The organism is Pantoea hericii, from assembly GCF_014155795.1.
Taxonomy (GTDB): domain Bacteria; phylum Pseudomonadota; class Gammaproteobacteria; order Enterobacterales; family Enterobacteriaceae; genus Pantoea; species Pantoea eucalypti.
Genome location: NZ_SCKV01000003.1, coordinates 312,309 through 325,127 on the forward strand (window position 1 = coordinate 312,309; position 12,819 = coordinate 325,127).

12 protein-coding genes are annotated in these 12,819 nt (G+C 57.1%); 4 read left to right on the forward strand and 8 right to left on the reverse strand.

Annotation, left to right across the window (positions count from 1 at the left end; genetic code table 11):
• Window positions 1-89: 89 nt before the first annotated feature.
• A complete protein-coding gene (locus H7K52_RS08510; RefSeq protein WP_182629937.1) occupies window positions 90-605 on the forward strand; it encodes an RcnB family protein in 516 nt (171 codons plus the stop codon).
• 33 nt (window positions 606-638) lie between these two features.
• Here H7K52_RS08510 and H7K52_RS08515 read toward each other — a convergent pair whose 3' ends face one another.
• From H7K52_RS08515 to H7K52_RS08530, 4 genes are all read right to left on the reverse strand, one after another.
• Window positions 639-1,751 (reverse strand): NAD(P)/FAD-dependent oxidoreductase, encoded by a 1,113-nt coding sequence (locus H7K52_RS08515; protein WP_078804772.1) that lies wholly within the window; start codon window positions 1,749-1,751, stop codon window positions 639-641.
• Window positions 1,752-1,770: 19 nt separating this feature from the next.
• Window positions 1,771-2,532, reverse strand: a complete 762-nt coding sequence (locus tag H7K52_RS08520; RefSeq protein ID WP_105099530.1) for an amino acid ABC transporter ATP-binding protein — start codon at window positions 2,530-2,532, stop codon at window positions 1,771-1,773.
• Window positions 2,525-3,331, reverse strand: a complete 807-nt coding sequence (locus tag H7K52_RS08525; RefSeq protein ID WP_039658848.1) for an amino acid ABC transporter permease — start codon at window positions 3,329-3,331, stop codon at window positions 2,525-2,527. The genes H7K52_RS08520 and H7K52_RS08525 overlap by 8 nt, the downstream gene beginning before the upstream one ends.
• 61 nt (window positions 3,332-3,392) lie before the next feature.
• Window positions 3,393-4,205, reverse strand: coding sequence for an ABC transporter substrate-binding protein (locus H7K52_RS08530; protein ID WP_039658846.1), 813 nt, complete (start codon window positions 4,203-4,205; stop codon window positions 3,393-3,395).
• 193 nt (window positions 4,206-4,398) lie between these two features.
• On the opposite strand from H7K52_RS08530, the gene H7K52_RS08535 reads away from it, so the two are divergent.
• The gene (locus H7K52_RS08535) at window positions 4,399-5,484 is read left to right on the forward strand and encodes a LacI family DNA-binding transcriptional regulator (RefSeq protein ID WP_182629938.1); all 1,086 of its coding nucleotides are present in this window, start codon (window positions 4,399-4,401) and stop codon (window positions 5,482-5,484) included.
• A 5-nt stretch (window positions 5,485-5,489) separates the two neighbouring features.
• Here the strand turns inward: H7K52_RS08535 and pdxR are convergent, their stop codons facing one another.
• On the reverse strand, window positions 5,490-6,947 hold the full coding sequence (gene pdxR / locus H7K52_RS08540) for a MocR-like pyridoxine biosynthesis transcription factor PdxR (RefSeq protein ID WP_182629939.1): 1,458 nt from the start codon (window positions 6,945-6,947) through the stop codon (window positions 5,490-5,492).
• A 100-nt stretch (window positions 6,948-7,047) separates the two neighbouring features.
• Between pdxR and H7K52_RS08545 the strand changes: the two genes are divergently transcribed.
• Window positions 7,048-7,761 (forward strand): GNAT family N-acetyltransferase, encoded by a 714-nt coding sequence (locus H7K52_RS08545; protein WP_140033773.1) that lies wholly within the window; start codon window positions 7,048-7,050, stop codon window positions 7,759-7,761.
• Between the two features lie 88 nt (window positions 7,762-7,849).
• Here H7K52_RS08545 and opgB read toward each other — a convergent pair whose 3' ends face one another.
• Window positions 7,850-10,141, reverse strand: a complete 2,292-nt coding sequence (opgB, locus tag H7K52_RS08550; RefSeq protein WP_182629940.1) for a phosphatidylglycerol--membrane-oligosaccharide glycerophosphotransferase — start codon at window positions 10,139-10,141, stop codon at window positions 7,850-7,852.
• A 221-nt stretch (window positions 10,142-10,362) separates the two neighbouring features.
• Entirely contained in the window at window positions 10,363-10,752 is a 390-nt protein-coding gene (locus H7K52_RS08555; protein ID WP_105099532.1) for a tautomerase family protein, read from the reverse strand.
• 102 nt (window positions 10,753-10,854) lie between these two features.
• Between H7K52_RS08555 and H7K52_RS08560 the strand changes: the two genes are divergently transcribed.
• Window positions 10,855-11,772, forward strand: coding sequence for a LysR family transcriptional regulator (locus H7K52_RS08560; protein ID WP_182629941.1), 918 nt, complete (start codon window positions 10,855-10,857; stop codon window positions 11,770-11,772).
• Here H7K52_RS08560 and H7K52_RS08565 read toward each other — a convergent pair.
• Window positions 11,749-12,762, reverse strand: a complete 1,014-nt coding sequence (locus tag H7K52_RS08565) for a glycosyltransferase family 32 protein (protein WP_003850889.1) — start codon at window positions 12,760-12,762, stop codon at window positions 11,749-11,751. The genes H7K52_RS08560 and H7K52_RS08565 overlap by 24 nt on opposite strands.
• Window positions 12,763-12,819 lie beyond the last annotated feature (57 nt).

Here is a 12,819-nt window from a genome sequence, read left to right on the forward strand (position 1 = left end):
CTGTTTTGCCTTACACATAGCATTAGCGTACCGGAACTGAAGTGCGATAAATTTTAGCCTGACTGTCAAAATTCAACGTGGAAATCATTATGCGCAGGACTCAACGTGTACTTTTATCAATGGGATTACTGGTTGGCTCACTGAGCCTGATCCCCGCTGTACAGGCTGCTGGCGAAGCAACGGATAGCGTTCCGCCACCACCGCAGATTCAGCCTGCAAACCTTGGTGCCCAGCCCGCTACGCCTGATACGGGCAGCGCTCAGCCGGACACCGGTGCCGCGCAAAACCAGCCGCAGACCAGCTCACAATCTAATGATGGCATTACGCCGACGACGCCGACTTCTCCGGCACCGTCCAACGGCGCACGCCCTAATTACGAACTCAGCACCATCATCATCGACTACAAAGAGTACAAAATCGGTGACATCGTGCCAGAGAAGTACACCGATAAAACGTACACCATCACCGAGTGGCAAAAGCGTAATCTGCCCGCCCCGCAGGCAAATACCCACTGGGCCTATATCAACGCCAACTACATTCTTATTACCAATGACACCGGCAAAATCGTCATGGGTAAATCAGGCGATATCTTCTTCCGCGGTTAAATAAAATCAGCCGGTCGCAATGACCGGCTTTTTTTAGCTGAAACGCTCCGCACCAAAGCTCGCCAGCATCGGATGCTTCTCACCGCTTACGATCTCTTCCGCCAGTAATTCTCCGACAATCAGCGCCAGCGTTGCGCCCGAATGCGTGAACGCGACAAAACAGCCCGGCACCTTCTGCAGTTGGCCCAGCACCGGATCGCCATCACCGGGAATCGGCTTCAGGCCAATTTTCCAGCTCTGGACGCTGAGCGACTCGCTGCCACGTAATAGCCTGCTCGCTTCGTCCGCCAGCTTCGCCACCACCTGCTTATCAATATGGTAATCGCCTCCGGCCAGTGGCTGGATATCTTCCTCATACCAGTCATGATCCAGAGCGTAACGGTTGCCAGGGTTGGGCCGGATAGCGGCGCGTGGCGTGTTCAGCACCGCTTTGAGTTCATGTTGGCTTGGTTCAGTGATCACCAGCATTGAGACGGGCGATCCGTTGGGGATCGATACGCCCAGTGGTGCAACCACATCCGGTGTCCAGGGGCCGCAGGCGACTACCACCGCATCAGCCCGCAGTTCTCCCAGATCACTGCGGATGCCGCAGGCACGGCCATGCCCGGTGATCACACTGGTTTTACCGGCGTGCTCTATCACTTCACCCCCGCGCGCCCGGAACTGATTCACCAGATAATCGGTCAGGTGTGGCAGGCTGACCCAGCCTTCACCGGGATTGAATATCGCCTGTGACGGCAGCGCATCGGGATCGATCGTCGCATCTGCCTGCGCCACGGTATCCGCGGTTATTAGCTGTGAGTCGTAGCCGTGTGCTTTTTCATAGGCATGCCGCGCCTGCGTTCCGGCCTCATCGTCGCTAAACCAACAGACCCCGCCATCAAAACGCAGCCAGTCGAGGTCAGGATGCTGAGCAAATAAGGTGCGATAGCGATCAATGCCCGCCATACGCAGCGCGTGATAGGGCAAGGAGCGTTCACCCGCCGAGTTAAGCCACGACAGCGAGCGTCCCGATGCCCCGGAACAGAGCGCGGCTTCGGTCACCAGTGTGACGGTGGCACCGCGTTTTGTCAGCTCCAGCGCCGTCGACACACCGATGACGCCACCACCCAGTACCACCACGTTCATTTCAGTTTTTACTGCCATTATCAGGTTCCTTACTCAGTTACAGCACTTCAGAGAGAAAACGTTGCAGACGCGGTGACTGCGGTGCATCAAAAATGGCGCCCGGCGGCCCGGCTTCAACAATCTCGCCTTCATCCATAAACACCACCTGATCCGCCACTTTGCGCGCAAAGCCCATTTCATGTGTCACCACTACCATCGTCATGCCGCGACGACAGAGATCCGCCATCAGCGTCAGGACACCTTTCACCAGTTCGGGATCGAGCGCGGAGGTCGCCTCGTCAAACAGCATGACTTCGGGATCCATCGCCAGCGCACGGGCAATCGCGACACGCTGCTGCTGGCCGCCGGAGAGATCGCGTGGCCGGTGGTCTGCGCGCTGACCCAGCCCGACCTCTTCCAGCCGCTGACGCGCTATCGCCATCGCCTGCGCTTTGGGCAGGCCTTTGACCCGCCACGGGGCCAGCGCCACGTTCTCCAGCGCGCTGTGATCGGGGAAGAGATTGAAGTGTTGAAACACCATGCCAATCCGCAGCCGCAGCGTATCGGGCTTGTCGTGCAGCACGGATCGGTCAGCCAGCAGGACATCTCCCGATTGCGGCTCATGCAGTCGGTTGATGCCGCGCAGCAGTGTCGATTTACCTGAGCCGGATGGCCCGATGATGCAGGTGGTGCTGCCAGGCGCAACCCGCAGCGAGACCTTACGCAGCACCTCAATCGGGCCATAGGCCAGCGTCAGCTCGCGCAGCTCCAGGCTGGCACCGTGCCAGGTCGCGTCCGTTGTGCTGCTCAGGTTATTCATGGTTGCCTCCGATGCGGGGATGCGTGATCAGTGCGCCGCTGGGCGGCCTGACTTCATCCACCTCTTTTAAGCCGCTTTGCGGAACCGTCAGGCGACGGCGACCAGTGCGATAACGCACATCGACATAGTTGACCATGTGCGTCAGCGGTACGGTGATGATCAGATAGAACAGTCCGGCCAGCATCAGGGGCGAGAGATTGCCGGTGAGTACCGCCGCATCCTGACCCACGCGGAACAGCTCGCGCTGCTGGGTCATCAGGCCCAGTAGATAGACCAGCGAGGAATCTTTGATGATGGCGATAAACTGGTTAACGATGGCGGGCAGCACGCGGCGGATCCCCTGCGGGATCACCACCAGTCGCATTGCCCGTCCATAACTCATCCCCAGCGCGCGGCAGGCTTCCATCTGGCCGCGTTCAACACTCTGAATACCGGCGCGGAAAATCTCGCCCATATAGGCGCTGGCGATCAGGCTAAGCGCGAAGATCCCCAGTGGGTAGGGTGTCGGACCGAACAGCTGATAGCTGAATCGCGCCAGGCCCTGACCAATCAGAAGAATAGTTAGAATAGAGGGCAGACCTCGAAACAGATCGGTATAGAGCCGGGCAGGCAGTCGCAGCCAGCGTGAAGGCGAGATGCCCATCAGCGCCAGCAGAAGACCAAACAGCGTGCCGAGCAGCGTTGCCGCCAGCGAGATAATCACCGTGTTGACCAGTCCGGTGGCCAGCATCTGCGGCAGCACTTCCATCATTGATGGAAAATCAAAGAAGGTGCGGGAAAGAATGGTGAGCAAGTCCATCGCCGTCTCCATGCAGGGCGGGGGTTCCCCCGGTTAACTCAGGACGCGAACGTCCGCCTCTTTACTGGCCGCCAGGCAGATACTGTTTTGGCATCGGCGATCCGGGAAACCATTTCTCATAGAGCCGTTGCCAGGTGCCATCCTGCATGGCGGCTTTGATGGCCTTGTCCAGTGCGGCCTTGAAGGCGGGCTTGCCTTTGGCAATGGCAATGCCGGCCGGTGCATCAAACGAGGGGATGTCGGCGGCAGAGACCAGCCTGAAGCGTTCGGCATAGCTTTTTGCCGCCTCATAGTCGAGGAAGATGGCGTCTAACGTGCCGTTGTTGAGTGCGGAAACGGCGCTGTTGTTATCCGGGAAGCGGACAAGATCGGTCTGGGTGAAGTGTTCGACGGCATAGCTCTCCTGCAGCGTGCCCTGAACGACGCCAAGCCGGTGTTTCGCCAGGCCGGCGACATTCTTCACGCCGCTGTCAGCGCGGGTGAGAACGGTGAGAAATCCCGCCAGATAGCCGGTTGAAAAGTCGACCGTCTTTTCCCGCGCCGGGGTGATGCCGATAGCCGCCACCGCCGCGTCATACTGACCATTGGCCACTGCTGGCATAATCGCCGAGAAGTCTTGACCAATAAAATCGACCTTATCGATTCCGATTCGGTGGGCGACATTTCTGAAGAATTCGACGTCGAAGCCGGTGAACTGACCGCTGGCATCCGTGAAGGTATAGGGTTTGGAGTCGCCGACGCTGGCGATGCGTAGCTGGTCGGGTTCGATCAGCCCATAAGGATTGTTATCGCTGGCAGCCAGCGTACAGAACGAAAGTGAACAGAGTGCGAGCAGTGTGCCCAGCAGTTTGCCCCGGGGGGTTTGCGATTTCATAGCTCATCCGTTTTTGCAGGTTTAAACATCAGAGACTGTTGAGCCAGCGATTATAATTGAGACCGGTCTCAACACAGGTGGCACCTTAAGACATGGGCATTGTGAGACCGGTCTCAAGGGGTTGCAATGAGTTTAAGCACAGCCTTTTTTCGGCGTCAATATTCCTGTCATCAACCTGTGATTCAAAATAATTATGACGAGTCAGAAACGGCAATCGAAAGCGCCTACCGTGGCGGATGTGGCACGCGCAGCAAAAGTCTCTAAAGCTCAGGCGGCGCGCGCGCTGGGAGGCTATGGGGCAGTCAGTGATGAAGTGCAGGAGCGGGTCAACAGCGCCGCCACCGCGCTGGGCTACCGTCTGAATGCTCTGGCCCGCAGCATGAACACAGGACGTTCCAATACCATTGGAGTGATTGTCGGCGATATCGAAAATCCCCACTTTGGCCTGGCGCTGCGCGGCATGGCCGATGTGGCGCGCACGGCCGGTTACCATCTGCTGCTCAGTAACAGCGATGAAAAGCTGCAGGCTGAGCAGGATGCGGTGCGGGTGATGCTGGAAAAGCGGGTTGACGGCATTATCGTTGCGCCCTGCTGTTCAGAGCACCATCTCAACAGTCACCTGACTCAGGTTCTGGAGGAGGGTAGAGCAGTGAAATTGTTTGATCGCGCTGTGAATGGCCTTAAAGTAGAGGCGATCTGCTGCGAATTTACTGATGTCGCCGCAGACGCCACCGCCCGGTTACTGGAGGCAGGCCACCGTTATATCGCCTATATCACCAGCATGGCATTGGCAACCGACTACAGCACGCCAGGCGATTTTGGCCTGACGCCAGTCGCCCAGCGCGTCGGCGGCATGATGCAGGCCTTTGCCGCCGCGGGTGTGGAATTTGATCCGACGCTGGTGAAAGTGAACGCGCTGGATGAAGTGGAAATCGCCCGTATCGTGGCCGAGCTGTGGCAGCGTCCGCAGCCGCCCACGGCGCTGGTGGCCTCTGACAGCGTGGTCGCGATGTGGCTGCTGCGTGAAGTGACGCAGCGCGGACTGCGAATCCCTGCCGATCTCTCATTTGTTATGTATGACAATTTTCCGTGGAGTGAGATTGTCAACCCGCCGCTGACGGTGGTGGCGCAGCCAGTCTATGAGATGGGCCGTGAAGCGGCACGACGCCTGATTGCAGAGATACGCGGCGAAGCCGTCGGGCCGATGCCGCGCTTTGATGCCCGTCTGATGATTCGCCAGTCGATTGCCGCACCGGCCAGCCTCATCAGCGCGAAATGATCACGTTAGCCGGGCCAGCCAAGTAATCGACTTAGCTGGCCTGTGGCTGCGGTAATCTGTGTGTCGCTACAGTTACCGTATCCAATAACCAGACCCTGCTGTGCCGGTTCGGTCAGATAGAAGGTCGAGAGGGCTGTGGGCGCGTAGCCAGCCTGAAGCAGTTTGCGGGTAATGGCGACGTCATCCTGATGCGCATCGAGTGGCAGCACCAGGTGCATCCCGCTGTTACCGCCCAGCAACGGCATCGCCTGACCCGCCTGACCCGTCGCACGCTGCAGTTCGGTTCGCAGCAATGCCTGTCGCTGACGATAGAGACGACGCATTTTGCCGAGATGGCGGCGATACTCCCCATTGAGAATAAAACGGGTCAGCGCCTGCTGCGCCAGACGATTACCACCACGCAGCATCTGATGAAGCGCCGGTCGCAGGCGGCTGACCAGCGGCGCGGGCAGCACCATAAATCCGATACGCAGCGCAGGAAACAGTGTCTTGCTGAATGAGCCGAGATAGATAACCGGCGCATTTTCGGTCATGCCCTGCATCGCCATAATAGGCTCGCCGTGGTAATGGAAGTCGCCATCGTAATCATCTTCAATAATCCAGGCCTGGTGCTGCCGGGCGGCGGCAATCAGCGCCAGACGCCGGGCCGCGCTCATCACTACGCCGGTAGGATACTGATGAGTAGGCGTCGTATAAATCAGGCGGGGTGGTGCCGCAGTCCAGTGTTCCGGCTCGGGCGCCATTCCCTGTTCATCGGTGGGGATCGGGACAAGGTTAAGCTGCCCGGCCTGCAGAGCCGCTTTGGCATTGCGGTAGCCCGGCTCTTCAATCCAGCCCTGATCGCCCGGATTACTCAGCAGGGTGACACACAGCGCAAGCGCCTGCTGCACGCCTTCAGTAATCACGATCTGTCCGGCATCACAACGTACACCGCGCGTGATACGCAACTGCTGCGCCAGTACGGAACGCAATTCTGCTTCGCCAAACGGATCGCCATAACCGAGCAGATGCGGCGGCGTGTGGCTCATGACCTGACTCAGCGCCCGGCGCCATGCCGCCATCGGGAAATGGTTCAGGGCAGGTATGCCAGGACGCAGGGGCAATGAGCCGGTGTCGATCCACTGACCTGGGTGAAAGGCATCAATCCGTTTTGCCAGCGGCCAGCTGGCTAACGTGTCGTCATCCGCCTGCCGGGCCGGCAAAGCCAGTGAGCTGATGCGGCTGCCTTGCCTATCGCTCATCAGATAGCCCTCTGCCTGCAGCTGTGTCCAGACGTTCAGCACGGTATTCCGCGAAACCTGTAGCTCAAGTGCCAGCTGACGTGTGGAAGGTAACCCTGTTCCTGCAGCAATCTGACCCTGCAAAATGCCCTGCTTTATCCGCTGATAAAGTTGCTGCTGCAGCGTTGTCCCGCCGGCTGGTATCAATGGAGCCAGCAGCAAAGGGGGGATCTGTGGCTTCATCGTCTGCTCCCGTGGATCTATCATTTTTCATGATTGTGGTACTTTTTAACCCACCATGATAGTGGCAATCTGCAGATATCATCTGTAGCCGGGAGGCAGCATGTCACAACATACTAATCAATATGGTCAGCCGGTCGGTCAGCCTCTATCAGACTGGCAACCCCGTCCATTACCGCAGCATCAGATTTTCACTGGGCAGGCGTGCCGGCTGGAGCCTTACAGCGTGGCACGGCATAGCGATGCCCTGTTTGAGGCGTGGTCGCAGGCTGAGGATGGGCGTGACTGGACTTACATGTTTATGGGGCCATTTAGTGACCGGCAGGCATTTCAGGATTATGCAAAGCAACTGGAGGCCAGTCGCGATCCACTGCATTTCGCAGTGATCGATCTTGCTACAGAGCAGGCGGTGGGCACTCTATCTTTAATGCGCATCCAGCCTGAACATGGCGTGATGGAGGTCGGGCATGTCGCTTTCTCACCCCGGCTGAAGCAGACCCGCATGGCAACGGAAGCGCATTTTTTGCTGATGCGTTATGCCTTTGAGACGCTAGGTTATCGCCGCTATGAATGGAAATGTGACAGCTGCAATGCGCCTTCCCGTAAGGCCGCGGCCCGTCTGGGTTTCTGTTATGAAGGCGATTTCCGTCAGGTGATCGTCTACAAAGGGCGTTCGCGTGACACCAGCTGGTTCTCGATTATCGACAGCGAATGGCCACAGGTGAAAAAGGGGATGCAGCGCTGGCTGGCCGCGGATAACTTTACCGCCGACGGTCAGCAGCGCGAGAAGCTGGAAGCGCTGCGCGACAGGCCCTGAGCAGGGAGCTGACCCGGTTAAGTCAGACAGGATTTGAGGTGATGGGCCTCTGCGGTAATCCGCAGAGGCGTGACCAGAAAAACGGGCGTTATGACTGTGGTACGATTTTAATTTCAACCATACCAATGCCTAATTTGCGCGGATCCTGACCGGTGATATTGCCGGTGTTACTCAGTTGTGGCTCCGGTGGTGCAATCACCAGACGATGGCTGGCAGTTGGATTGTCAAAATGCAGGGTATGCGTCGATATCTCTTCACCCAGCGACAGCAACTGCTGCTGGTCGCCGACCCGAACCGGAATGGCGCGGTGTGCATTGGGGCCATATGCGCGCGCGGTAATCACCAGGTCGAACTTTGCGGGCAGCGCATCGACATAGTCGATATGCACTTCTGGTGCGAGATTGGCGTTAGACCAGCGTCCCCAGATTTCTGGTCGTGAGATGCCGCTAAAGCTTTTAACACTCTCCGGTGCGCCGGGCACGTCGAGTCGAAAGCTGTCGGCGCTGTAGCGAATATTGTTATCTTCAATACGAAGCTGCGCCAGGTTCTGCTGGTAACGCGCATCGCTGACGGCGCCGTCCGGGAACTTCACTTTGCCTTTCCACTGCGCTTTATCGACGTGCGTCACCGACGGCGTGCCACCGAGCTGCCCCATCGCCACACAGAGATCGCCGGAGAGGGCCAGCGAAGGCTGCCAGAGCCGCGCCATTTTAAAACAGCGATCGACCCAGAGAAATTTATCAGCGGCGGCGAAATCGGCCAGCTGATAGCGCAGCGGAGCCGAATATTCTCCTTCCGGCATCGGCTCTACATGCTTGTCACTGATACGGAACAGAATCGGCAATTTAAAGGTGGTACCTGAGAAGCTGAAGGTATTCTTCGCCTGATCCACCGTGAAGTTGTCTATTTTCTTCGGGAAGTTCCACAACTGGATGATGTCGGGTTTCCAGCTCGTCACCTTACTTTTCATATCGTCGAACTGGGTGGAGAGCGAAATCGAGGAGAGGCTGCTGCGGCCCAGCCCAATCGCATTGTCACCACCGAGAATATCCAGCAGCGTGGCGCCATTATCCAGCGTGCTGCGCTTCGCCTCCATCAGCTCCGCCTGCGGTTTATCGCCGCGAATCACCATAAACAGATTGCGACGAGGCTGTTTAACCAGCCACGCATGCGCCGTGTTGTTCATCGCCAGATGATCGGAACTCACCACAATCACGGTATTTTTGAACCACGGTGACGCCTGTATGCGCGAAATCAGACGCGCAACATGCTCCTGCGAACAGGCGACTGCACTGAATGACTGGTTTGGTTTGCCCTCAATGCTATAACTCCGGCGATCGCAGCTGCGCGAGATAAACCCGTCAGGATGATGGGTGTCGACGGTCAGGGTAAACAGCGCAAAAGGTTTACCGGCCTTTGAGAGTTCCTGATATTTCTCAAAGACTTCATCCAGCACGGTGTCGTCGTAATAACCCCAGTTATTGCGGTAGGTGGGATCGGCAACGCGGCTTTTCAGTTCCTGCGAACCATACAGGTTTTCGGGATCGAAACCGTGCGATTTCAGGAAGATATCTTTACCGGCAAAACGCAGATCGGCGCCCTGAATAAACCAGTTCTGGTAGCCGGAGTTTTTCAGGATGTCGCCCAGACAGACGTTCTGGGGATAGAAACTGGAGAGTGACGCCGATGCATTGCCGTCAAACGGCGCAAACAGCGGAATGCCACACTGTGAGGCAACCATGCCCGCGATAGTGTAATCGGTGCCAGGCAGCTGTTCGGTTTCGCTGAAGTCGATGCTCTGCTCTTTCTGCCGGCTTAACTCCGGCGCTAAGCCAGGAAAAGCGATGGGGTTAAAATAGGTGCGCTCTAAGCTTTCACCATAAATGTAAACCACGTTGAGGTGCGGCTGCTCAATGCGATTACGCGGCACTCTGTAGAAGTTGTCGAAGTCAGAATCCGCCAGTTGGGTATGCGACACAATCAGCGTCGCGACCTGGCGAAAAGCCGGGGTGGTCTGCACGGAGCCGAGCGCGCAGACAGCCGCAAGCAGCGACCAGCCCATGTGATGGGGACGCTTACGCCGACGCAGAATCCACGACAGCAGGCAGAACAGCAGAAACAGTACGATGATCAGGCCAATCGCCGGCACCACATATTTACTGACGCCCGCGCCGGTCAGGCTATTGGTCAGGGTATACAGCACCGCATCGTTGATGCCGTCACCCGTAAAATAGTTGCTGGCATAAAGGGTGGCGTTCAGCACAACGAAAAGCACCAGCAGAATCAGAACAACAATAAACCAGAATTTGTTACGCCCGGCTTTACAGGAATAAATGGCAATAGCGGCCAGAAACAAGGCGACGGACACCAATTCGGACAATGGGAAATCCTCTTTTCAGGGTTACGCGAGGCTTCACGCAACCAGCCATCTTCGGGGGATGGTTTTTCGACAATCTATATTGGCTGTCATCCGGCTGCAACATATCCGGCCCGAATTGTGCGGTGGAGAGCAGATTGGTTAATTGTCATTCCAGAAGGGAGGTTATCAGGCGTGACGGTGGCTGGCGCGCACCGTCGGCAGAGCAGAGGTCAGGACGTTTTTCAGAGTTTGCCGGTGAGATATTGTGCTTCGCCGTCGGCAAAACTCCAGTCACCTTTGTCGTTGGTGATAAAGCTGATCATTAAATCGTTGCCCTGCACACCACAATGTTCGCGCAGCTCACGTGCCAGCTCCGCCATAAAATGCTGTTTCTGTTCGCTGCTGCGTGGGCTGGTATAGACCCGCACCATCACCAGATTATCGCTGCGTGTAAATCCCAGTCCGGTATCCTGAAACACCATCTGATAGCGCTTGTTTTCCTGAACAATCTGGTAGCGATCGCGTTCAGGCACGTTAAAGGCCGTAAGCACAGCGCGGTGTGCTGCATCCAGTAGTGTACGAAGTTCGGATTCTGAACGACCCTGAATAACATCAAATTGCAGCAGTGGCATAGCGAATTCCTCATCATGATTAATAACGCTATGGTGACCGCTTTATCCGGCGGGAAAAAGCGCGTAGCCTGAAATGATTATTCACTATAGTGAACAATCACAATGAAAGAGATGAAAACGGATGCGCTGTGGGATCATCTGCACTGGCTGACCGTACTGGCAGAGCAGGGAAGTTTTACCCGCGCGGCAGAGCGGCTCGACGTCAGCAAAGCGGCGATGAGTCAGAAAATCAAAGAGCTGGAAGAGATGGCTGGTGTGTTGCTGGTACAGCGCACCACGCGCAGTGTGCGACTGACGTCAGCAGGCGAGAAGCTGGTGGAGGAGCTCCGCGAACCGTTTTCCCGCATCGAGCAGAGTTTTTTCAGCGTGCGCGATACCGCCGGACCTGTGCGGGGTCTGGTGCGGATGACCGCGCCAGTGGCGTTTGCCCGTCAGCAACTGGTGCCAATCATTGGCGAGTTTCTGCGTGACTATCCGCAGGTGCGTCTGCAGCTGGATGTGACCGACCGCATCGTGTCACTGAGCAGCGAAGGCTTTGATCTGGCAATTCGACACAGTGACACGCTACCGGAAACCCATGTCGCGTTGCCGCTATGCGATACCCGGACGTTACTGGTGGCCTCACCCGCTTATCTCAGCCTGCAGGGTGTACCGCAGTCGCCACAGGATCTGGAGCAGCACAACTGTCTTTACTACCCACGTGGCATCGAGTCACCGCGCTGGCGGTTTGAGACGACAACGGATAGCGAACAGGTGCAGGTGCGGATTCAGGGCAGCTTTGCCACCAACAACAGCGAGTCAATACGCGATGCGGCGCTGCAGGGACTGGGGATTGCGATGCTGCCCGATTTCAGCGCCCGTGAGGCGCTGGCAGCCTGTACATTGCGGCAGGTGCTGCCGGCGTGGCAGCCTGTTGAGGCCTTTGCCGCCCGCCTGTGGATCGTCCGGCCCTGGGCGGCGCAGGTCCCCCGCGCGGTCACCACGTTCACGCAGTGGCTACGCGCGCGCTTTGACCGCTGAGGGCAATGCCAGCGCAGGTGGCGTGGTCTGCATCATCTCGCCGATCAAACTGCTGCGGTTATACAAACCCAGCCGCAGATTGAAATCGAGATGTAGCCGCTCGTTGCCGGTTAATTTGATAATCGGCGGTGGCGTCTGTGGCCGCTGATGAAACATCACGGATTGCGCAAAGGCGCTGCTGCTGTCGGCATGTAAACGCTGATAGTACCAGGCGCTGGCTTCGCCTTTACGCAGATAGAGATTGGCCCGCCGGTATTCACGCATTGCAACCTGCTGTGCCAGCGACAGGAGCTGGCGCGAGGGATTATCAATATTCTGCACAATCAGCGGAAAATCATCGCGCTTCTTCAGTTCATGGAAATAGTTGCGGATACCGACGTTTTTAACCGGCGCCAGTTGTTTCAGCCATTCGCGAATAAACGGGTTTTGCGGTGGCGCGGCCAGAAACCAGCTCTCAGTAACCGGCGCCAGCAGGTTCATCGTTGACTGCTCGCGGTAGTAACCGATGAGATCCATTGGCCGTGCCTCGTGCGCGCGATGCACCCAGGCGAGGTTCTCAAACAGCAGGGTGCTGCAGTCGATGCCGATGCCACCATAACGGTGAATCAGCTCAAGCCGGATAATTTCACTTTTATGGGCCAGCGTCAGATCCGAAGAGATAAAGCTGAGTTCGGGCAGCCACTGCGACAGCGTGCGCTGTGTAATCAGATACACCTGGTGATCGGGATTATCCCGCCGGATTTTACTGATGTTCAGCGCCATTGAGGTGGGCAGGTGATCGTTATGCCAGACCATCCAGACAATTTTTGGAATCTCCGGCAGATCTTTCTGCTGCGAGACCAATACGACATTATCTTCCTGTCCCGGATCATATTCCGGTGCCTGACAGAGTCTCTGCTGTTTCTTATTCCATAACATCTGGCTACTGAACGATATTCTTTTCCAGTTACGCCAGATTTTATGCGCTGGACGTTGGCGATGTGAAGTCATGGTGCACCTGTTATTTTTATTTTCCCGTCACAGTACAGGCTCTGCCCGTTCCGCGTG